We start from the raw sequence: 22777 nt of genomic DNA on the forward strand, positions 1-22777 counted from the left end.
ATGCCCGTTAGCACTAGTATAGCCCTTGCCAATGACAGGAAAATGACAAAGTCTTGGACAACGCAAAGAACCCTCACTTTGAGGGCCCTTAGGTTATGTTACGGATGCTATACGATGAGGAAGAGGAGCTAAACCAAAAGTTAAGGAAACTTTTTAACGCCCATCACATGATCGAGCGGAATATATCCGATTTCCCTGCTGTCCGAGCTATGATTGCGATTGTCGCCCATGACGAAAATATGCCCTTCAGGAACGTTCCATTGCTGATCCGAAACAAAATTCATCGTTTCATTCAGATAAGGCTCGTCCAGCGCCACACCGTTGCGATAGGTTTTATGATCCTTAAACTCCAGCACATCGCCAGGTTTGCCTAGCACTCTTTTCACATAAAACACGGCGTTGTCATTCGTATTATTTTTCATAAAAAGCTGAAGCAGCGGGTGCTCCAAAAGATCATCTGTCAAATCCCGTTCTCTGCTCACCCGGCTGTCGATCACGACCACATCGCCATATTCCGGAAGCTTGGACAACGTGTGCGAGATTTTCGAAACGTAAATTCGTTCCTTATCCTGCAAAGTCGGGTCCATTGAATGACCGTCAACCTTATAGGGCTGAATAACAAATACACCAATAATTAATGAAAGTACAACTGCAATGCCGAAAGTGCTGACCCAGCTGCCAATCTCCTTCAAGGCTTTCATCTTAATAACGTCATCCTCCTCTTTCAAAGACTCCCTAAATTATACCATTTACTCTACTACATGAAAACCTGAAGCCAGGCAGGGCAGCTTCATGCTTTTCGTTTCGTGAATCTGCTCCCTGTACAAAGATAGATTTGGCGGACACAGCAGACTCTATTTCAACAGATTGACGGGTTATGGAATAGGCTGCGGACTCAGGAGACGCTAATGTGCTGCAAATTTGGTCATTCAGCGGTTCTTGTTTGTTAGACCGTTTTCTACCCGTTTAGAAACGCAATTAAGGCTTTATTAAATGACTCGGGATGCGTCGCATTAACGCCATGCGGACCGCCTTTAATTAAAGCAAGCCTGCTGCCTGCAATGGCTTCGTGCGAACGTTTTCCACTTACTTCGAATGGCACAATAGCATCGGAATCGCCGTGGATAATGAGCGTCGGTACATTTATTTTTGTTAAATCATCGCGAAAATCGGTGCGCCCAAACGCCTTGATGCAATCCAGCGTCCCCTTCGGTGAAGCAAAAGCGGCAATATCGCGGTTATACAAGCGAGCCGGCTCGCTTACCAAATCCGACTTTTCCCCAGCGGCAAAAAAGTTCTTAGTAAATCCATCAAGAAAGGCCAGACGATCCTTCTTTACCCCGTCCTCGAACTCCTTGATCAGGGCATCATCAACGCCGCCATCAGGATTGCCCTCGGTTTTATATAGGTATGGCGGGACAGCTGCCGCCAAGACGGCCGTGAATGAGCACCACCGGTTTTCCTGTACCCCGATCCTCATAAAAAAGCTCAATAGGAGCATTATTTTCCGATCCAACCGTTAATTTTGTCATGTGAAGCACCCCTTCCAAGTTTGGGTTACAGCCTTGCAAGCAGCTCTATTCATCCTGACACCGGGTGAAGAAAGGACAGATTTCATACGCTGCGAGCCATTGCTGCAATATTATTCCCCTTATAGAGGACCTCCCAAACATTGAAGAGGCGGAATAGGAGGGTCCTGCAAGCGTTAGCTTTTTAAACAACCTCTTCATACTGCTCCATTATTAAAAGTGAAATTTTTACAAACCTATAGTAAAATAGACTAGTTCTTTTTGTAACCAAGAAGTATATGGGGGTTAATTATTGAATAAAAGTCTAGCAGTAAAGTTGTGTTCTTGTTGTCTTATCATCCTGTCCATTTTGCTTAGCGCCTGCTCAATCAAGCAGGAAAATCCGCAAGAGCAGCGTCCCAGCGCAATCCCAATTGCCGAGCCTCTTATTAGTTCCACAATAAGCCCTACAGCTAGTACTTATCACCATTCTTTAAGCGACTACTCTGGCAGTTGGACAGATGCAGTATTTAATCAGTATCTCTGTAATAATTGCTTTAGTGGAATTGATATTTATAGTACAGACAGCGATACAGGCAGCTTGTCTTTCTATTTATATAATCCTGATCGTGTGATGGACTCGTCCACAGAAATCAAGCTTACAGACAATGAGGGCTCTTTTCTATTGGAAGATTATGCAGGAAAAGGAACCGGCACGATAAAGCTGGAACCTGATCGCGTTATTATAACTTTAAAAATGGATACCGATATAGAAGGCGTTCTAGAGGCCTATAGTGATGAGCGAACCTTTGTAAGAGACCCCTATAAAGGACTGACTTATCTGGACCCTCTCGCTCTAATGACAGACTACGTTAAAGACAAAGATGGGCTTAACCGCTTGAATTACATTTATGATAATTCAGCGGAATGGAATGAAGAACTGTATGGCACTGATGAGCTGAAGGTTATAGTCGGTTTAGATGACAAGGGAGAAATTACAAAACGATTCACGGTGAACAGATTGACGGGAAATATATTAGAGCTACCCTTTTTTTGAGTATGTCCCTTACAGGAAAAAAAAGAGCCCGCTCATTACTGAGCTGGCTCCAACTATAAATCATAAGTTATAAGTCATCTATTCCAGTATTTCATTCGAAAATGCCGCTTACAGCTCAATTACCGTATATTTAATTTCCTGCTCTGAATTTGGCGCCATCGCATGCAGCTCGTGATCCGGTGACTCCCAAATAGGCTTGACAGGCACTTTATAGCTTTGCAAGTTCTCATTTGTCCGCCGCACGGCGTAAGCCTCTGCCTTGCCTTCAACCATCATCTCTATTCTGTTGACGTTGTTCAAATCGACACCTTCGTTAATGGACATGCCCGCCAAATCAACGGTAGGAACCTTAATGGACCAGACGGATAACAATCCTGGCATAATTCGGGTACGACCATCACCTACTACGCCGCCTGCCTTAAAGCTGAGCTTCTCTCCATCAGGCTGAAGGTTCACTTCATATTGATACAAGCCTAAGCTGCTTTTATGAATAAAATCATGGCGCTTCGCTTCTCGGTCAAGGAAGGTAGAAGACCCGGAATGCGCAAAATCTACATGCACTTCCCCGTCCGTCTCACGCGCTCCAGGCAGCACAACCCGGCAGCCGCTCACCATCATATGTGCTTTTCCGGCGATTTTGCTCCGGATGAGAAGGTTGTCAAGCGATAGAGAGAATACAGCCGCGTCGCCTGCGCGCATCGCTGCAAACTGCTCTGGGAATGTCTCCTCCTTAAAAATAAATTTGATATTTTCAAACGGCTGAATAGCGCTATCCGAAGCATTAAGCATATTTTTCAGCTTGACGATTACATCGGCATGAATCCCGCTCAGCTCTGCGACATGGCTGTCTTTGATTTTTGGGAAACGCTCATTGCCCAATGTCATATAGCGGAATGCCTGATATTCCTGATAGAGGAAGTCAATCAAGGCAAGTCTAGCCTGACTGAAGCGTTCGAAAATATAAGTATGGAACAACGGCAAGCTAGCATCCATACCGTCTCCCAGGTTTTGGCGCAAACGATCGTCATTGGCTTGCAGCTCGATCAGCTCGGCCGCCAGCTTCTCATCCTCCAGAAAATAGGCGCTGTAGGCCGACGCCTTATTTTGATAATCCTCGACAACATTCAGGAATTCATAAAATACCGTGCGGTATTCCCCCGCTTTTTCGGGAACCTTGCTGTAAACCGGCTTCAGCAGCTCCTCAAATTCCTCCCTAGTCATCGTCATCAGCGTCGAACCATAACCGAACCGTTCTTGTGCCCTGTTCATCTGCTTCGTCAGGTCAACCAAGCCTCCGCCCTGCTCCCATAGCGCGCGGCCAGCAGCAGCGGTCTTCTTGACCGAATCCAGTGATTTGGATAGCTCCTTCTCCTTCTCCTTCTTTTCCTTTTTAATCGACTTATCGCTTTTGAAGGCTTCGTCAATGATAATCGTCTTGCCTTCAGACGTGAAATTGCTAATAGCCGATCGCAAAGCGCCGCCCACTTTGAGTGCTCCTACTACAGGAGCCACACCCGTAGCCAATGAAACGCCCGTGACAATTAAATCAACCGTTATTTTCAACGATTCCATGCGAAGCTCGTTTTTCAGTGCCTCGACAAAAGCGGTCGCTTTCTTTTGCAGCTCCTCACCTTTGCTTTGGACATCCTTCAGCATCGCATCGATATTATGCTTAAGCTCGTCTCTTTCTTTAATGAGCCATTCCCTGCGTTTAGTAATTTCTGCGGCTTTGTCCGCGGATTGAGACATGGCCTCCTTGATTACCCCGACCCGGCTGTCCTGATTGGCCTGCACGCTTAAATAATCTTTATATAAGTCCTCCGCTTGCTGGGCGGCCGTTATTAAGCTGCCGCCAAGCTCCAAATAGCGGTCGAACGGCATAAGCGGAACCCAGTTCCATGGATGCCCGAAATAATCAAGTCCTTGGCTGAGTTGGGCAATCAGAATGGCGGCTTTGTTTCGCAGGGCAAGCCATTGAAGCGAAACCTCCAGCATGCGGCTTTTGAATTCTTCAAACCGATGCGCCTCATCCTCATGCACCTCATGAAGCGCAGCGTAGCGAAGCTCTTCAAACCAATCTGCATCCGGCATTGTTTTAAGCATCCATTCGAGCAAAATCGCCGCTTCATTCAGACGCTCCTCGCTGGAGACCAGATAAGCGATGCCGGCCTTATGCAGCGTAAGGCTTTTCTGCTCCAGAGACCCCATTAACCGCTGATCAAAGTAAAGCAGCTTGGGAGCATCCTGCCTATGGATCACTTCAAAGCTACCGAAGAAATCGGTATATTCAATAAGAGCAGGTTTACCCTCGCTATTAATTCCACAACGCCCCGGCCTGCCATCTGCTGCGGGAGCTTTAGAGTCGCCATTCTTGCCATTTGTTCCGTCTGTCCCGCTTTTCGCTCTGTTTGTCTCACTAATAATATAAATATAATTTTTGTCCATCCATGCCGGTGCAGGCTCTTTATCATAAAAACGGCCGCCTTTGCCGCCTGTTCCGCCGCTTGCTCCCTTGCCCGGCTTTGCCTGTTCACCGGCCCTGCCCGCCCGGCTCTCCATCTTAATGTAGTGCTCATTGGCCGATACTACGTATCCGACAATGATATCCCCTCCGTTGCCGCCATCTCCCGATTCTCCGGCATTTCCACCGTTTCCGCCATTGCCGCCGTCGGTGCCTGGCGTTGGATCGTCGGGAAAGAAAATGTTGAATTTGTAGTCTACTCCATCAATGCCGTTCGCGCCTTTGCCCCCGTCTCCGCCCTCCTGTCCACGCCCGCCTTGTCCGCCGTTAGCGATTAGCTTCAACTCGCCTTTCAGCTCAAAACGCTCCGCTGCCAAAGTAATAGCGCCGCCATTATAGCCGTTTGAACCACGTTCCCCATTTGCACCGGATAATCCCTTATCGCCCGGCTTGGCTCCCGCAACACCCGTTTTAGCACGATTTTCCGTAGTGAAATTGATATTAGCTGTTGGACCTGACGCATCGATAACAGCCTCTGCTTCTGAAGAGATAATACGCGCATTAATTGTTATATCTCTTCCCTTTGTTTCAAGCTTGCCTGCTAGACAAACGGTATCCGCATGAATGACATAATTGCATGTGGTATCCCTTAAATCCTCATATGTCAAAGTCAAATCAGCAGCTGTTAAATAAATCGTATTGCCCTTCTTACCTCGCTGAACATTCGAATACTTTAATTGATTAGCCAGCCACTCCTGCTCCATATTCTGCTGTGCAGGCCTATTGTCACCAACCATATTTTCTTTCGTTGGCATTCCCTTCGCCTCCCTGTATTTTCCTCATTAAATAGCGAAAAACCAGATTACTTCCATTCTTCTATCGGCTATATTCCTGTAAAAGCTTGTAAGCTTTCACTAAATTCATCATATCAAATCGTTCTGAACGGATATTGAACCATATTCTCCCTGTCAGCCATTTGATGAAAGATAATACTTCAAACGCACCAGATGAAGGCGAGCATAAGCCGAAGAGGGAACTGCTATGATAACGCTTGTATCGAAGGCCATCACTGGATATAAAAAAAATGAAACAGGCTGCCACGGGGCAGCCTGCTGTTTATCTTCATTTTACTTTTTATGGTGTGAACAGCAAATTCAAATTATTGACGATTCCAGGTGTATAGCGCTCACCGCTGCCGCCTTCACCAAGCATGCCGTCGGCACCGTCGCCCCAAGCCCATAAGCTGCCATCAGCTTTTAGAGCATAAGTGGTATTGCTGCCGCCCCCGTTAATCACGAGGACATCAGATATACCATTGATGATCCCTGGCGTGTTTGTATCATTGGTATGGCCGAAACCTAACTTGCCGCTCTGGTTACTGCCCCAAGCAAATACATTTCCATCTTCATCCTGTGCAAAAGATTGATAATTCCCTGCACCAAGCAGCGTGATTTTGGGTAGATCTTCAAGTTCAACTGGAAGCAATTGATTAACATTCGTCCCGTTGCCGACTTGGCCCATTTGATTAAAGCCCCAAGCATATACGCTTCCTGTCACGCTTAAGGCAAGAGCATGCTGGTTGCCCATCTTCATGGAAACGATATTAGTTAGTCCCGATACTTGAACCGGAACATTGCTGCTTGTTGTCGTCCCATTGCCAAGCTGACCATTTGTATTGTCTCCCCAAGCCCATACGGTTCCGTCAGCTTTTAAAACGTAAGAGGAAGCGTATCTAGCTTGGATTTCGAGCACATGATCCAAGCCTGGTACTTGAACAAGCGGTGAATAATCTCCCCATGTCCATACCGTTCCATCACTTTTCAACACAAGTGAGTTCGTGCCGCCTTCTGCTGAAATAGCAATCGCATGATCAATCCCGTTCACTTTAACTGGCGTATTGCTTGATCCCCTGCCCCATTGCCATACGTCGCCTTTCGAGGTCAGAATCAGGGAATGGCCAAAGCCAGCTTGTACGGCAATAATATCGCTTGGCAAGTTAGGCACTGTAAATCGGTTAGGGGAAGCTGTCGTCGTCCCGTCGCCAATTTGCGCATTCCAGTTAGCACCCCATGTGAGCACTTGGCCCATCGCGTCCAGCACTATAGCATGGTTCGATCCTAATGAGAAATGATTTTGCGGCAAAATAGCAATTTCATTCACTTCATACTCCAGTTCCTCAGAGTCCAGACTCGCCCCCCGCATGGAATCTGCTGCATGAGCGGTTATCGTATGTGTTCCCGATGCTAAAGCATTCAGTGCAAGCGTCAGAGTATCCGTTATCGCCGTACCCGAGGCCAGAATTGCCGTGCCATCTGTATCGTATATGGTTACCACGCTGCCAGCAGTCAGTTCGCCAATCGTAATCATTGGCAAGTGGTTCGAATACGAGCCATCTACTGAAATGACAGGCTGCCCCATGACGCTTTCTTGACTTACCGCTTTCGCTGCCTGCCCTGTTGTAGGAGCCGCTGTATTTTTCGGTGTCACTTCAAACGTCATATATTTGCCAGCATCTTCGCTGCCAAGCACATAAGTAAGGCTTGTCGCTCCATCAATTGCCGTATAATTAATGGTCTGTTCGTAGTCATCCGAGCGATACCACTGATAGGTTGTTCCCTCTTCTGCATCCCCATCGGTATCCCAATAGTAATAATCCCCTGTTAACGTTTGGCCTACTGCAGGTACACCTGTCACTTGGACTCCTTCTACGTATGGAGCAACGGGAGCGTTTTTCACTGCGCCCGTAATTGCACTTTTAACAGTATCTCCAATTGTTGGCTCTGCCGCATTCACAGGTGTAACTTCGAAGGTGATGTAATATCCCGCATCTTCCTCGCTCAGCAGATAGGTTGAATCATTTGCTCCGTCAATTTGCGTATAGTTTGATCCATTCTCATCATCCGAACGATACCATTCGTAAGCTGTTCCATCTTCCAAGTCGCCATCTGCATCTTGGTAGGTGTAGTTGCCCGTTAGCGTTTCCCCAACAGTCGCTGTCCCGCTAATAAAAACATCGGATGCCGTTGGAGCCTGCGGCACTGGTGTTGGCGTTGGTTCCGGCGTTGCTGTTGCGCTTGGCTCCGGCGTTACCGTCGGTTCAGGCGTTGCCGTCGCGCTTGGCTCTGGCGTTGCTGTTGGTTCTGGTGTTGCAGTTGGCGTTGCGCTTGGCGTCGGCGTTGCTGTCGACGGCGCTGGTGTTGATGATCCCGTTGTTACAGTTGCTGTTGGAGCTGGAGTAGCTGGCGGATTTTCAAAAGTCGTACCCACTCCTCCAGTATTAATGGTAGCCAGTACAATTGTACCTTGGCCTAACATTTTCACAACCGTATCTAGGACAAGCGTGTTGACTCTGCTGCCTTGGCTGAGATTCACCGTCGAGCCAGTTGCCCCTGAGTTGACATTCAACTGCTGGACAGTACCTGTCGGCAGGTCAACCTGAATTTGCTGAGCGCTGACATTGACCGTGTTGAATGAGCCTTGCAGGGTTACTTTCGCACCTGCTGGCAGTACTGCATTTAAGTTTACATTGCCAAAGCCTGCTCCTGAGCCTGATTCTTGAATAATCGCAGGAGAGTTAACCATAACAAGCGCAATCGTTGTTGTGCCTTCCGACACGATACGCACAGTTCCTGTACCTGATTTTTTGTCGATCACAATATCAATAAGCACCGAGTCGTTAAAATGGATACTGTTCTCGCCGCCGCCTTGAACGGTTACGGTTCCCGTTACTTTGACGTTGTTCAAGAACGCATCGCCATTGCCGATGCCTTCGCCCAATAACAGATCGCCATTAATGACCATGTTTTTCAGCGTTACGCCAGCTGCGCTAACAACGACGTTCTTATTAACCGTCTCAACTCCAGCAGCTGGACCATAAGTTCCCGCCGCGTCATAAACGATCGCTTGCGACTCCATTGCACGGTTCAGCGTTACTACCGCTTCTGCGCGAGTAATAAAGGCTGCCGGTTTAAACGTATTATCTGCGCTGTAGCCCTTCATAATTTCCTTAGCTACAACTGCGCCAATCGCGCCCTTGCTCCAGCTGGCAAACTGATTCGCATCTGCGAAGGCTGCTGCCGTAGTGCTGGCTGCCGGATTGATTTTCAGCAGACGGATGACAATGACCGCAGCCTCTTGACGGCTAATCGGCTTAAAGGCTCCGATTGTTCCATCCGCATAGCCTGAAATGTAGCCTGCTTTTACCGCCTTCGCGATATCTGCATAAGCCCAGTTTGTAGAGGGTACATCGCTAAACGTAATTTCCGTTTGCTCGGTAAAGCCGAATGCACGATTGACCAGTGTTATAAATTCAGCTCTTGTAATTTGATTTTCCGGCTTAAAGCTGCCGTCCTCATAACCCGTAATCAGCCCCTTGCTGATCCACTCCGAAACTTGGCTTTGTGCCCAATGCCCTTCAATATCCGCCGGAGCAGCTGCTGCCGTAGTGGCACCAAATGCCACGCCAAACGACGATAACAATAGACATGCTACAACAGCTGACGATACGAGCTTCTTAACCAGTTTGTTTTTCACGATAGTCCTCCTAATGATTATTGCTTTTTATAGTTGGTTCTTTATTCCTACTAATTAAATAAGTATAGCCCTACTCAATGACAGCAAAATGACAAACTCCGACAAGGAGCATGAAACTCTGGAAGAAATACGGATCGTTTTTGTAGCAAGAGAAAAAGCAGCCTCCTCGGTTGAGGACAGCTGCTCCTATACTTCTTGATATATATTGATATAGCTTGACCCGTATGAGGTCTATCTTCTCATTAACTCAGCCACCAGCACCTTGATACTTGTTCGCACCATACATCCAGAACCTATAGCCTGCCCAATAACAAAGAGGGCCGACAAGTGGCACCATCCACATTGCCCACTGCGGTAAAAGCGTTGCATCATTAGATAAAAGGAATGCCGCTGGATAAAAACTAACAAAGGCGAGTGGTACAGCAACCGTAAGCAACAACTGAATAAACGTTCCGAATATCGGCAAAGGGTACGCAATAAAATCCTTTAATCTGAAAAATAGGGTAAACATAAAATTAGTTCTAATCCATATAAAAGAAACAGCACCGATAATGGTGAGGATTCCGGCATAAATCATAGCACCGCTGACAACGACTAGGATTAAGTAGATGTACTCGCTCAGCTTCCATTGCATATTCAGCTTCGAGATGGCCCAAATAAGTACAGAACCAGAGATTAAAATATGGGCGATGTACCCTAAGTTGAAGCCCCTGCTTACTAAGTATAAATAGGGATTTACAGGCTTTATAAGCAAAATATCAAACGTGCCCTGTTTAACCTGGCTTTCCAATTCACGCATCTGTACAAAAGAAAAGGATGCCCCTAGTGCATACGTAAAGAGACCGATGCTATACAAAAGGGCTATTTCCGGCCAAGTCCAACCAGCTATCGTGTTAAACCTTTGGATAAATAACCAGATTATAATATAGTCCCCGGCATATGCGATGATTTGAGCAAAAGCGGAAAGGATGAAATCAGCCCGATACTCCATTCTTTCTTTTAATAATAAACGAACTAGCTTGCCAAACAACTGCAGTGTCATGAATTTCCGCCTTCCTCTTTATCCGCCCTGCACAACTAAGCGACGCACGGCTCTAGTCCAAAGCCATTGAACGAGGACAAGTAATCCCACGATCCACCCTACCCCCATGGCAAGCACCTGCCATAGTTCAGTTTCCGTTATATTGCCTAGATATATGGCCGCCGGGACATAACCCATATATTGAAATGGCAGCATTTTCGCTACAGAAGCCCATGAAGGGGGGAAAAACCAAAGTGGCAAAAAAGAGCCAGAGAAGATAGTGATTAGGCCTCCCATCATCCAACTAAGAGCAAAATGATTCATAAACCAAAATGCTAGTAATGAGATTAGATAACCTAGAAGAAAAGAAATAATAAGGGCTAGCATCAGTGCCAATAAAAAAGCGAGAAAGTTTGTTAAGGTCGCAGGTGGGAGTATTCCGAAAAACAGCCCTGCTATAAGGAGAGACGGCGCAACAGTGAAGGCTAGTTGATAGAGGGAGTTGCCTAGCCCGTCAAAAAGCAAATATAACGGGTACGATAGCGGCTTGATTAATTCAGAGGCGATTCCACCCGATTTCAAGCTTCCATCCACTTTACTGCTTACCCCATTTAATAACAGGGCAAAAAGCAGTGTATTGATAATGCTGTATGTAATCATTTGTTCGGCCTTAATACCCGCTACACTGCCGCTACCAATAACGGCTCGCCAGATTTCAACCTGGATCAGGATCGTGACAAAGTTGCCCAGTAAACGGAGCCAAACTTCCGAACGGTAAGCTAACTGGTTAGAAAAAGCTTTCATTGCGAACATAAGATACATTCTCATTACTAACCCACCTTAACCAATTTGGCGTTTTAAATCGGCTTCAGCTAGTTGATGATATAGCTGCCGGATAACGGAATCGATATCCGCACTTTCAATTGAAGCGTCCTCAACGGGATACTTCGCTGCAATTCGACTCACAAGATCAAATACGCTGGCATCACTTTTTGCAAAAGAATAGGTTCTTCTTAGCCCTTCCTCTTGAAGCAAGGTTATTCCCGGCATATCGATTAAACCTGGCTCTTCCCGAAAATCAATGACAACTTGGCGTTCATTACCTAGTCTGTTGCGGAGCTCTGCAACAGACCCGTCGTAAACGACGCTCCCCTTATTCACCACAATCATTCTCGGACATATTTCCTCTATATCTTTCATATCGTGTGTCGTTAAAACGATGGTTACTCTTTTATCACGATTTACCGTACGCAAAAACTGCCGGATTTGGTCCTTGGCGATCACATCGAGACCAATTGTAGGCTCGTCGAGAAAAAGAATTTTGGGTTCATGCAAGAGCGCCATTGCAATTTCAACGCGCATCCGCTGCCCTAGACTTAACTGTCTTACTGGCTTTTGAATAAAATCCTTGATGGATAGCAATTCCACGCAAAATTCCAGATTGTTCTCGAAAGTTGCCGCAGGTATCTTATAAATGTACTTATGCAGATCAAAGGAGTCCTTAACCGGAAGGTCCCACCATAGCTGACTTCGCTGCCCGAAGACCACTCCAATTTGCCGGGAGTTAACTTTACGCGCTTGATGAGGCACGCTTCCAAGTACTCGCAGTTCTCCAGCAGTAGGCACCAAAATTCCGGTCATCATCTTAATCATTGTTGATTTCCCCGCACCGTTAGGGCCCAAATAACCTACCGCTTCGCCTTCTTTAATCGAAAAGCTAAGATGACGAACGGCCATTTCTTCTATATACTCACGCGTAAATAAACTCCTAACGGAACCAATGAGCCCAGGGAATCTTCTATACTGACGATAAGTTTTGGTGATATCATTTACAGAAATAATAGCCATACTACTATGACGCCCCCATTTTTCACTTAATGATCCCTAACCTCTACGACGGGCATGCTGGTCCAAAAATCCTTATGATACGGCGGCGCCGTTTGCCAATGTGGAATTCTGCCCAGCAAATTATCTATGACCCCTATAAAATATCCAATATAGTCGCCACTTCCAAGGTTTTCATAAGGCAAATAAATAATCAAGTTTCCATTATCGTTTTGAAAATGAGAACAGCCTCGCAGGACATCTTCTTCTCTCACATGGGCAAATTTAGATCTTTCAACTGGCTGGAGCCTGTTGTTTTCTTTACGAATAATGACTTGATGTGTGAAATAGTCTGGGCAATCCAGATCCGGATCGACCAGAAAAATCATTATTTCCTGATTTTCAGTAAGGTTATTTAAAGTTGGTTCGGAAAGGTTCAAACGGAGTACAAGGCGGTTTGCCTCATATTCAAAGTTATAGCGCAGATCAAATTTATCATCGTTTACTAACAACTTCCGCCACTGCTTATCGTTTGTTTTTATGGGCCCGCAATAATTGATATTATGATCGCTAAACGCTGCTTTTTTACTCATTAAAGCGATCATTTTCTTACGCTGCCCGCCATCAAGAAACAATCTCTCTGTTATGCTGATATCCCATTCATAAAATGATTGATTATGATTTAAAGCTTCGTCTGCTCTTATATAATCTAGAAATGAAAGATCGACGCCGGCAAATATCTCTTTAATTTGCTTTATAACTAGAGCAAACTCTCTGTTCAATTCATACTTAGCTATCCATTTATTTACGTTATCCCAATTTACCATTTGCTCATATTTTTTAAAAAACATGACTATATCCATATAGTTTTTAAGTGCTGGAATTCGCTCATCGAAGCCCTCGGCATCATTGAATGCATTTTCAAGCAAGGCGATACAGCTATGCTCGAGATCTAAGGTTTTCACATTTTCATTACCCTGAATATTCATATATTGCGTGGATTCCAGAAAGGAAGTAATCTCTTTAATGGATTGATGCAGATGCCTTCCCGTCTCAAGTACAACGTATCTTCCAGAATGGGTATGTTTCCAGTATTCGAAAAATTCATGGCTATCTGGAGCTTTCAATATTGGCTTATCCAAATAAAAGAAATCGTTTGGGTCCTTCCTGTCTATGTGATACGTGTTTTTATTTCCTATGGCACTATGAAAGCCGCATACACGCAGCAACTCATTAATTTGATCCATCTCATGTTCATTAATGAGCAAATCTATATCCCGAGAATCCCTCTTATAAGCATCCTCATATATGAGGATGGATAAGGCAATTCCCTTGTTTAATACAATATTTATATTCATTTCTTTTGCTTTATTAAATAATAATTTAATTTCTTGTATTCTCTCATCAATAATTTCCACATGGTTTTGGTATAGGGTTTCACACGATTTTTTTAAGCTATCCGGCAGGACAGGAGATATATTTTGATAGGTTAAGGCAAAAATTTTATGCTGCTGCAGCAAATTCATTAAAATGGACCAATCCACATCCTGAAAACCATCAGCCGTTAATGGATGATTATTTATTACACTTTTTGACACTTCCAATAATGCCGCTTGCTCTCTCGTCAATTTCATAAATCCTCCATCATATTAATGCGTTTTCAAGGGTTAGAAGCTTATCTTTAAACTTTTTCACATTGCCAAAAGCCTTTCTCATCTTTAAATCTTCTGGATTTATCACCCTTGAATAAGGCAATATGGCCCTGCTTCTAACAATTAAGGAGAGCGTCATTTTATTGCTTGGAATGACTCGATGGAAGCTGCCCGCTTCAAAAAAATAAGTATCGCCCTCTACTACCTTAGAGCTGCGGGTTAATTCAACCTCTACTTTATCCATCTCAAGTTCCGTGACATTATATTCCTCATGGGTATATTCACCGCATAACATGATGACCGCAAAATTAAACCTATGATCATGTATGCTTTCAAAAGGCCATTTATTTTGCGGCCAGTAATGCAAGCGACCACGAATTCCCGAATTTTCGCCGCTCCACAGTACATACTTTTCAAATCCCAAAGGATGAATTTCCATGAGTGACGCTAAATTACCTAATTGATCTTCAGATTCTTGACGCAATTCTGAAAGCCATTCTGTAACTTTCTGTAGATTCACCTGTTCCTTTAGCAAGCCGCACATCAGCTCTAATTCCTTTTTGCTTTCTAAGGTAAATGTACGATCTATAACTTCAACAAATTTATTTAATACCATACGAATATCCTCCCTTTGTGCTCATAATCGTTTCTAAATGTAATATAATTTCAGAATGAATAGCTTGGGGGTCTCTTTCCCCATCCATGATTAAGGCATCTTCAGGCAATACCGTTCGAAAAGCTTCCCTTACATGAATAAAGATAGACGGGTCTTTTTCTTCATATTTTAGGTGCCCATCCCGGGCCTGTATTCTCTTAATGGTTATTTCGGGCTTAATATCTAAAAAAACAGTTAAATCTGGTTTGCGTATGGAGCCATAAAGATTTTTAATATCATTGATATCCATTCCCCGAACTTTGAAATAGGCATAAGAACTGTAAATATATCGATCAGATATAATGTTAACGCCCGACTCCAAGCGCTGCTCCAAATCATACATATGGGTTATTCGGTCAGCAGCAGACAGCATCGCAATGACTCTCATGTCAGGGGCATGTCCATCATCAAGATAGGATCGTACCCTCGGATCATTTCTATATTGATCAGTTGGTTGCTTGGTGTTGTATAATTGCACATTATTAAGCTCAAACCATTTGGTAAGCATTCCGATTTGTGTAGTCTTCCCTGCTCCATCCAACCCGCACATTGCAATTAAAAGTCCACTCAAAATGTCATTCCTCCATTAATGTCTATTGAAGCTCCCCATATATATGAGGAGTGGTCTCCGAGTAGGAAAGCAATTACATTAGCGACCTCCTCAGGTTTGCCAATTGTGTTTGACAGCGTTTTTTTTCGATGATAGTCACGGCGCTCTGACGATTGCACCTTGGACATGTCCGTATCTATAATTCCCGGCAGTATGGAGTTAACTCTTATTCCCTTCGGAGCCAATGAAAGACTAAGACTTCTTGAAAGCCCAAGAAGTGCCGCCTTCGATGATGCATATGCAGGGTCCCGACTTCCAACTTTAGCAGCTGTACTTGAGGTGCAAATAATGCTGCGTAAACGATCACAGCCTTGTTCTAGCAATAATTGCACGATAATAAATAAAGAAGTTACATTTACAGCGTGAACCTTCTGCCATAATGATAAATCGTATTGCGATAGACTGAGGTTCGGATATATTCCAGCCAAATGAACAATACCCGTTATATTTTTCAAATCATCTTTATATAAGTCGAATGCTTTCCTTATTTGATGCTCGTCACTTAAATCGCACTGTATAGGAATGTCCACCGCTGCACAGCTAGTCTTCAAATCCATACCGATGACCTGAACGTCCCGCTCCTTTAACTGCCTGATTAGCTCTGAAGCTATGCCTCCTCCAGAACCCGTTATTAAAATTTTGTCCAATATATCACCCTTATACATTCATTTTCATTCTATCTCTTAATAGATCTTGCTCAGGCTCTTTCGATTTATTGCTCAAGTATTTCAGAACCTTCTGATCCGTCCCGTCATAAACTAAAGCAAATCTATCAACGACATGAATACCTGCGTTACGTGTAGCCTCATATTTCTTTTTATTATTTCCTATAAGCCTAACTTGAGTTATGTTAAAATGATTGAGTATGGCGATAGAAGCTCTGTAATTTCTAGCATCCTCCATCCCCGTCCCCAATTGGGAGTACGACTCAACCGTATCAAGTCCTTCATCCATCATATTGTAAGAAAGAAGCTTCGTGGCCAGGCCAAAACCTCGTCCTTCATGGGAGGCATGATAGGTAATAATTCCTTGTCCCGCTGCACTAATCAACTCCATAGCCTTGTCCAGCTGCCATTTACAGTCACATCGAGTGCAATTAAACACTTCGCTTGTTATACAAGCCGAATTAAAACGACATAATACTGGACCTTCCCAATCTACTCCATTGCGTTTCACTACTGCTAAGTGTTCAACGGCTTCTGAAGGCGCTTGCAAAAGATCTGTCATACTAAAACGATATAAGTCCATCGTTCCAAAGATGGTATGAATCTTACCTTTAACCACATGATTGATTACAATATTACTGACCACGATACTTCACCCCTTCTATTCAAATATTTCCAACAATTAGATATAAATAGTATAGAACGTAAAAGATGTCAATCGATACCTTTACAATCGGTTAATTTTTCATGCGGTTATTAGTGGTCATTTCTTTAGAATGTCCCATGGAGTATTGTGATAAAAAAATAAAGGGCTTCATCTCCGCTTCCGAGATAAAGCCCTTCTATTTGAATTTCATCATAATATTTCATAATAAAATGTATTAAACATCTAAAAAGTTAATGGCTAAGCCGTACCTCGTTGATTTTATCTTTAGACTCTCTAGCAGCCTTCGCAATAAATTCATATAGGATAGCTTCTGTTTTCTTCTCTTCCTTTGCACCGTTATAGATGATGCCTCTCGATGAGGAAACCAAGGCGCCTAATCCTTTTGCATCAAAAAATGGCTTTAAATCATTAGCCGTTCCGCCTTGTGCGCCGAAACCCGGAACTAGAAAAATAGAGCTTGGCAATACTTTCCGCACCTTCTCAGCTTCCATTGGGTAGGTTGCCCCAACAACGGCGCCAATAAAGGAGTAATTATTTTCCCCCAATGTTTGCTGCGCCAGTTTGTTGATATCATCAGCCATTTTAATATAAAGCAATTCTCCGTTTTCCAGCTTAACATCTTGTACTTCATGTGAAGAGGGATTAGAGGTTTTCACTAGTAAAAATAAACCTTTACCGTTTCTTCCAGCTTCCTCGATGAAAGGGAGGTAACCATCGCTGCCCAGAAAGGGGTTAACGGTAACCATGTCTCCTGCAAGAGAGCCATTCCCAAGGAATGCCTTTGCATATGCACTTGAAGTAGAGCCTATGTCTCCACGTTTTGCATCATTGATGACGATTAAATTTTTTGATTTGGCGTAGGCAATCGTTTTCTCTAATGCATGAATTCCCTCGCTGCCATAAACCTCATAATAAGCCAGCTGTGGCTTTACAGCTACTGCATGCTCGGCTACTGCATCAATTACAATTCGATTATAATGATAAATGGCTTCACTAGCTTGTTGGTTGCTAATCTCATCGTTATCCACTAAAAAATCCGGGAAGTATTGTAAATCGGGATCTAACCCTACGACTAATACAGAGTTTTTATGTAGGATCTCTTCAATAAGCACATCAGCGAAATTCTTCATATTCTATGCTCCTCTTATAAGTAATCCGTTAGATTTGGCCGGCTCAGTGATTTATTGTATCACACAATGAATACACTGTCTTCCAAATCTATACAAAAATTCATCTATATCTTTATATATCCTCTTTGTGCTCTACTTTCAGTAAGTATTCAGTTCCCGCAGCAGCTGCTCATAGAGTACGGTTATCTCAAGCGATGGACCGACACCCATCTCATGATGCAGCATGTCTACAAATTTCATGTATTGCTGGACTAACGCTTCTTTGTTTTTCTGGAGAGCGTGGGCGCGCATCAGCAGCTTTATGGTCTCTTCATCCAGCTCGTTTATAGCAGACTGCTTAGCGAGCAGTCGAATTGCTGTCGCTGTATCTCCTCTAAGCAGCAAGGCGCTGCACAGCCTCTGGGAGAGAGCGATATACATTTGCGAGAAACGTTCGATCTCGCTCCACGCCCACGGATAGGCGCGATCTCCAAACAAATCCCCGACATAAAGCTGCTCCAGCTCAAGCGCTCGCCCGATATTCTCGTCAAGAACGAGTGCCATTTGCTTGCAGCCCTCTTCAAAGCTGAACATATCGAAGCGCGCCTTATTCAAATTCAGGCCATAATGAATACCGTCGGAGTGCAGGCTGCCCTTAAGTCCATTAGATTCAAGAAGCTTGCGCAGCTGGTAAGCGGTTGTGTTTAAATAGCTTTCCGCATTTTTTCGGGGCATGCCGCCAAAAATATCCTCAATCAGCCGCGCCCTTGAAACGAGGCGGCCTTTTTGCAGCGATAAATAGGCGAATAGCTCGGCGCTTTTGCTCGTCTTCCATTTTATAATTTCATCACGGGCACTGCGGATTTCCATTCTACCGAGACAATTGAACAGCACTTTGGTCGGGGCGGCCTTCGTTTCCTCGGTCGGCATAGTGGGAGCACCTTCGGATAACGCTTTGAGAATGGTCTGTCTAAGCCTTTCCTGCACGACGGGCTTCACCATATAGTCATAAGCGTAGACGCCGAACGCAGGTAGCGCATATTCCTTATGCGAGGTTACAAACACCAGCTTCGTCTGCCTGCCCTGCTCCCGTAACCGCTGAGCAAACTCCAGCCCGCTCTCCTTCGGCATGTTTATGTCCATAAAGATCATATCAATCTCCTGCTTTTGCAAAAAAGCGAAGGCTGCAGCCGTCTCCTGAAAGCTGCCCATAATCTCGACTTCGTCGATTTTGCCCAGCATTCTGTTCATAATCAGGTGCATCGCCAGTTCGTCATCGATGATGATGACCTTCATCCTGTCCCTCTCCTTTCCGACTGTTTATGGGGATAGACTTGTGCTGATGGAGGTAGAGGCAATGAAAAATAAAACGTACTCCCCTGCTGGGGCGCCGTGTCGAACCAAATCTCGCCCCCGTTCAAGTGAACGAATTCCCGGCATAAAGTAAGGCCTAATCCTACGCCGCGCTCACCCGCGGTTCCTATAGAAGGCACAGGATAAGCATCCTGCTGCAAGAGCGAATCCACCTGCTCCGTCGGTACTCCTGCGCCTGTATCGCTGACCGATATGACCATTTTGCCCTCCACATGCTCTGCTTTTAAACGAATGCTGCCTCCGTAATCCGTAAACTTAATCGCATTGGACAGCAAATTGCGAATAATGAGATCAAGCATTTCCTTATCGGCAAAAATAAACGTTTCCTGTGGAATCTCGGAAATAATACGGATGCTTTTGCTTTCACTGCGAACTTGCAAGAGACGCGCATTCAGCTGTACCGTCTGGGCAAGATCCCGCACCACCGGATTAAACACCATCCCGCCCCGCTGGCTGCGAAACCATTCGAGCAAGCTTTCTACGAGAGCAAACGTCTTCTGAATTTGCTGGCCCATCTCATGGACGATTTCATCGTGCTTGCCCCCGTAGTCCAGCAGCTCATCCTCCATTAGCTCCATCAGATTCAGCGATACCGCAAGCGGATCACGGATATCATGGGCCACTACGCTGAACATTTTATCCTTAAACGTATTAAGCTCCTGAAGCTGTTTTGCATTTTCTTGCAGCCGTTCCTCGTTGCGGACGCTTTCGGTCACATCGCTTAACAACAGGATCTGGCCAGCAGGTCTGAGCCGGTTGTCCAGAATAAAGGAGAGATGAAGATTATAAAACCGTTCATCCCCCTCCCCAGTAAGCCGGACTTTAGGAGCAATAGCGGGGCCTCGAGCTATTTTCTCAAGTAGAATGGGATATTGCGCGAATATGTATGTGGCCGGCTGTCCAATCCAGCTATTGTGGAGGCCTGTTATTAAATTTTTTGCTGATTCATTAAAGCTCGTGAGCGTATGATCCAGGTCGAAGATCATTACGGCATCCTGCATGGAGGCAAATACCTTCTGCAGTGCCAGAGGTGCCAATCGCAGCATATTAAACTGGTAAATGCCCCACATGTAAAATATGCCGGAGACTAGAAAACCAAATGGAGAAATATCATACGGCATGTTAAGAATGCCGCTTAAATAAACGAGAGTGAAGCCGTATGGACCCCACGAGCCAATAAACATAAGCGCAATTTGTTTTTTCATCCGCGAAGCCGATTTAAAGAACATTTGAATCAAGAGGATCATGCCAATGACAAAAAAAGAATAAGCGTATGCGACATGAAGCTTGTAGAATGGCCCTTTTTCCAAAACAACCAGCGGAAAGCCTTCTGAACGATCTAAAGTCATGCTTGTATAAAAGAGGTGATGCCACTCATTCGTATGGTGGGCTAGAAAATTAATGAAGGGAATAAAGAGAAGAAGAATGACGAGTTTTTTGGTGACAAGTGCCTGTCGTCCGGTATACTGCAATACCATAATGAACCACAATATCGTGCCAAATGGAATACCGATGTATTCAATATGCAGCCAAAACCGGATATCCTCCAAAGAATTGCTGACGATTTCAAAGGCGTAGCCGAAAGTATAAAAAGTACCCGTCAACATTCCTAATCCATAGCTAATGGCAATGGGAAGCTCTCTTCTTTTGAAGCAAAGATAGCAGATGATTAGGGAACAGCAAGTGACTGCCAAGAGCATGGCGGATAAATATAAGTTGTTATGCATGGCTGAGTGCCCCTTAGCAGATTATTCTTTTATGATGCCCTTCATATCTTATCAGAAGACTAGGAAAAAAAATATAAAAAAGAGCCAGTCCGCGAACGGACCAGCCTATGAATGGACTGGATTTCCTAATATGGCGAAAAACAGGGCCATTTCAGCAGAAAAGCAGCCCCTTGAGCAGGGACTGCTTTCTTCTTTTTTATAAATGGTTTACTGCCTTATTTGCTTTGCAGCGCCAAAATATTGAGCAATACCGTTACCGCTTCCGCTCTTGTTGTATAGGCTTGAGGCGCGAATTGATTATCGCCTTTCCCTTGTACAATGCCGGCTTGCTTCGCATAAGCCACGCCGCTTTTCGCCCATGCTGGGATGTCCTTATCATCTGCAAAACCAGTTGCCGCATTCTCATCAGCAGGAATACCTGCTGCGTTTGCCAGCATAGCTGTCATTTCCGCTCGCGTAATTTGAGCATTCGGATGGAATGCGCCATCAGCGTAGCCTTTCGTAATGCCAGCTTGTACCGCTTGCGCAATTGCTTTTTGCGCCCATGCACCAATTGTCGCCGTGTCAGTGAAGGTAAGTGCCGCGCCTTCTTCTTCCGGCTTCAACGTGTTCATCAGCATTACTGCAAACTCCGCACGCGTTACCGTTGCATTCGGCTTAAAGCTGCCGTCCGGATATCCGCTGACAATGCCTGCACCAATTGCTTTCTTGATATTTGCTTCTGCCCAGTGGCCGAAAATATCATTGAATTCCTGAGCTGGATTTATAGGATCGACAATAGGTTGAGCTACAGCCATAACCGCATATTTAGTGAAATGGTCGACCGCTACCGTAATCTGGTTGCCGCTAACCGTTCCACCGACTTCTACCCATGTTTTCTTCACTTCGTCAAAATAGAACACAGAAGCCTTCTGGTTGCTCTTCAGACTTGCTTTGTTGAAAGTAAACGTCAATGTAACAGGATTGCTGAAGTTTTCCGTGAAATTTTTCAAAATTTCAAAGACGGAGCTAGCCAGTGTTTCCTTATTTGTGAGCAGGCCTTGTACATTTTGCAATTTGGTAATGGAGATGATTAATTCTTTCGCTGTCGCATTAGCTGGAATCGAGACGATGACTTCGCTATTCAAGCTTACCTCGCCCGCTTTGCCAACTGGAAGCGTCAGATTACCATTCGTTGAGATAACTTTGTCCGTGCTAGGCACAGTCGTCGAACCGCCGCCACCAACAGCGCCACCGCCGCCAGTTGAGGCTGAAATCGTGTAGCTTGCGCTCATCACTTCGCTATTTGCTTTGCCGTTGGCAACAGCGATAGCTTTAATCGTCAGCGCGCTGCTCACGACAATCGGTCCACTGTACAAGGTGCTGCTTGTGGTTGGGTTGCTGCCATTCGTCGTGTAGTAAATAGCCGCGCCAGCTGTCGAGCTGCTCAGCGTCACGTTTGTACCCGCTGCAACGGCTCCACTCGCCGGATTTGCCACAGGGGCAGCCGTCGTTGTGCTTGTCGTTACCACTACATTGGTGGATGAAATCTGGTCAGCTTGTCCAACGTTAATCTCATACGTTCCGACCACTTCATTAGCACCAAGGGTAATGGTGTCGCTGTATGTGCCATTGCTAACCTTGGCCACATTAAAATATAGAATGCTGCGGTCAGGACGGTACACTTTAATAATGACCTCGGACAGGTCTGAGGTTCCTGTGATATTAATTTGGCTGCCAGGATGGATGCTGCCTGTCACCGGATTGACCGAGACAGCAGCCCATAAGGAGATGGGAAACAGCGATAGGCATAGACCAATGATTAGAGTTAAGCTCCATGTACGTATTCTCACTTCAGACATACCTCTTTTCTATTCAATTAAGCGTAAACGGCTAAAGCTGTCCTCTCGCGGCTAAGCTACCGTTTCGAGGGTG

General features: G+C 45.0%; 16 protein-coding genes and 1 pseudogene. 1 reads left to right on the top strand and 16 read right to left on the bottom strand.

The features are described 5' to 3' along the window. Positions 1-140: 140 nt before the first annotated feature. Together lepB and AC6B99_RS18065 are read right to left on the bottom strand one after the other, a co-directional pair. Positions 141-701 carry a signal peptidase I gene (gene lepB, locus AC6B99_RS18060; RefSeq protein WP_056036337.1) on the bottom strand — a complete coding sequence of 187 codons (561 nt, stop codon included), beginning with the start codon at positions 699-701 and terminating at the stop codon, positions 141-143. 257 nt (positions 702-958) lie between these two features. Beyond that, positions 959-1532, bottom strand: a pseudogene (locus tag AC6B99_RS18065) (alpha/beta fold hydrolase). A 289-nt stretch (positions 1533-1821) separates the two neighbouring features. Between AC6B99_RS18065 and AC6B99_RS18070 the strand changes: the two are divergent. Continuing rightward, positions 1822-2565 carry a hypothetical protein gene (locus tag AC6B99_RS18070; RefSeq protein WP_494861333.1) on the top strand — a complete coding sequence of 248 codons (744 nt, stop codon included), beginning with the start codon at positions 1822-1824 and terminating at the stop codon, positions 2563-2565. 108 nt (positions 2566-2673) lie between these two features. Here AC6B99_RS18070 and AC6B99_RS18075 read toward each other — a convergent pair whose 3' ends face one another. The 14 genes from AC6B99_RS18075 to AC6B99_RS18140 form a co-directional block, all read right to left on the bottom strand. Then, positions 2674-5841, bottom strand: coding sequence for a hypothetical protein (locus AC6B99_RS18075; RefSeq protein ID WP_496663921.1), 3168 nt, complete (start codon positions 5839-5841; stop codon positions 2674-2676). Between the two features lie 319 nt (positions 5842-6160). Beyond that, positions 6161-9559 (bottom strand): RCC1 domain-containing protein, encoded by a 3399-nt coding sequence (locus AC6B99_RS18080; RefSeq protein ID WP_496663922.1) that lies wholly within the window; start codon positions 9557-9559, stop codon positions 6161-6163. 247 nt (positions 9560-9806) lie between these two features. Next, complete coding sequence (locus AC6B99_RS18085; protein WP_494880833.1) at positions 9807-10601, bottom strand: ABC-2 family transporter protein; 795 nt, start codon at positions 10599-10601, stop codon at positions 9807-9809. A gap of 18 nt (positions 10602-10619) precedes the next feature. Beyond that, positions 10620-11408, bottom strand: coding sequence for an ABC-2 family transporter protein (locus tag AC6B99_RS18090; RefSeq protein ID WP_494880831.1), 789 nt, complete (start codon positions 11406-11408; stop codon positions 10620-10622). A gap of 12 nt (positions 11409-11420) precedes the next feature. Then, positions 11421-12428, bottom strand: a complete 1008-nt coding sequence (locus AC6B99_RS18095) for an ABC transporter ATP-binding protein (RefSeq protein ID WP_496663923.1) — start codon at positions 12426-12428, stop codon at positions 11421-11423. 26 nt (positions 12429-12454) lie between these two features. Then, complete coding sequence (locus AC6B99_RS18100) at positions 12455-14038, bottom strand: nucleotidyltransferase family protein (RefSeq protein WP_496663924.1); 1584 nt, start codon at positions 14036-14038, stop codon at positions 12455-12457. Positions 14039-14048: 10 nt separating this feature from the next. Beyond that, positions 14049-14672, bottom strand: a complete 624-nt coding sequence (locus AC6B99_RS18105; RefSeq protein WP_056036322.1) for a hypothetical protein — start codon at positions 14670-14672, stop codon at positions 14049-14051. Then, positions 14659-15282: a dTMP kinase gene (gene tmk, locus AC6B99_RS18110; RefSeq protein ID WP_496663925.1), complete on the bottom strand. Its 624-nt coding sequence runs from the start codon at positions 15280-15282 to the stop codon at positions 14659-14661. Before tmk ends, AC6B99_RS18105 begins: the two co-directional genes overlap by 14 nt. After that, positions 15279-15968 carry an SDR family NAD(P)-dependent oxidoreductase gene (locus tag AC6B99_RS18115; RefSeq protein WP_496663926.1) on the bottom strand — a complete coding sequence of 230 codons (690 nt, stop codon included), beginning with the start codon at positions 15966-15968 and terminating at the stop codon, positions 15279-15281. The genes tmk and AC6B99_RS18115 overlap by 4 nt, the downstream gene beginning before the upstream one ends. A gap of 10 nt (positions 15969-15978) precedes the next feature. Further along, positions 15979-16632 carry a GTP cyclohydrolase II gene (locus AC6B99_RS18120; protein WP_056036316.1) on the bottom strand — a complete coding sequence of 218 codons (654 nt, stop codon included), beginning with the start codon at positions 16630-16632 and terminating at the stop codon, positions 15979-15981. Positions 16633-16883: 251 nt separating this feature from the next. Then, positions 16884-17783: an orotidine-5'-phosphate decarboxylase gene (pyrF, locus tag AC6B99_RS18125; protein ID WP_496663927.1), complete on the bottom strand. Its 900-nt coding sequence runs from the start codon at positions 17781-17783 to the stop codon at positions 16884-16886. 138 nt (positions 17784-17921) lie between these two features. After that, positions 17922-19058, bottom strand: a complete 1137-nt coding sequence (locus AC6B99_RS18130; protein ID WP_496663928.1) for a response regulator — start codon at positions 19056-19058, stop codon at positions 17922-17924. Beyond that, the gene (locus AC6B99_RS18135) at positions 19055-20863 is read right to left on the bottom strand and encodes a sensor histidine kinase (protein WP_496663929.1); all 1809 of its coding nucleotides are present in this window, start codon (positions 20861-20863) and stop codon (positions 19055-19057) included. Before AC6B99_RS18135 ends, AC6B99_RS18130 begins: the two co-directional genes overlap by 4 nt. 215 nt (positions 20864-21078) lie before the next feature. Continuing rightward, positions 21079-22695, bottom strand: a complete 1617-nt coding sequence (locus AC6B99_RS18140) for an S-layer homology domain-containing protein (RefSeq protein ID WP_494861347.1) — start codon at positions 22693-22695, stop codon at positions 21079-21081. Between the last annotated feature and the right edge of the window lie 82 nt (positions 22696-22777).

The sequence above is a fragment of the Paenibacillus liaoningensis genome, from assembly GCF_059609455.1.

Coding starts and splice junctions, on each gene's coding strand:
- lepB (WP_056036337.1), bottom strand. CDS start 701: ATGAAAGCCTTGAAGGAGATTGGCAGCTGGGTCAGCACTTTCGGCATT.
- AC6B99_RS18075 (WP_496663921.1), bottom strand. CDS start 5,841: ATGCCAACGAAAGAAAATATGGTTGGTGACAATAGGCCTGCACAGCAG.
- AC6B99_RS18085 (WP_494880833.1), bottom strand. CDS start 10,601: ATGACACTGCAGTTGTTTGGCAAGCTAGTTCGTTTATTATTAAAAGAA.
- AC6B99_RS18090 (WP_494880831.1), bottom strand. CDS start 11,408: ATGAGAATGTATCTTATGTTCGCAATGAAAGCTTTTTCTAACCAGTTA.
- AC6B99_RS18095 (WP_496663923.1), bottom strand. CDS start 12,428: ATGGCTATTATTTCTGTAAATGATATCACCAAAACTTATCGTCAGTAT.
- AC6B99_RS18100 (WP_496663924.1), bottom strand. CDS start 14,038: ATGAAATTGACGAGAGAGCAAGCGGCATTATTGGAAGTGTCAAAAAGT.
- AC6B99_RS18105 (WP_056036322.1), bottom strand. CDS start 14,672: ATGGTATTAAATAAATTTGTTGAAGTTATAGATCGTACATTTACCTTA.
- pyrF (WP_496663927.1), bottom strand. CDS start 17,783: ATGAAGAATTTCGCTGATGTGCTTATTGAAGAGATCCTACATAAAAAC.
- AC6B99_RS18130 (WP_496663928.1), bottom strand. CDS start 19,058: ATGAAGGTCATCATCATCGATGACGAACTGGCGATGCACCTGATTATG.
- AC6B99_RS18135 (WP_496663929.1), bottom strand. CDS start 20,863: ATGCATAACAACTTATATTTATCCGCCATGCTCTTGGCAGTCACTTGC.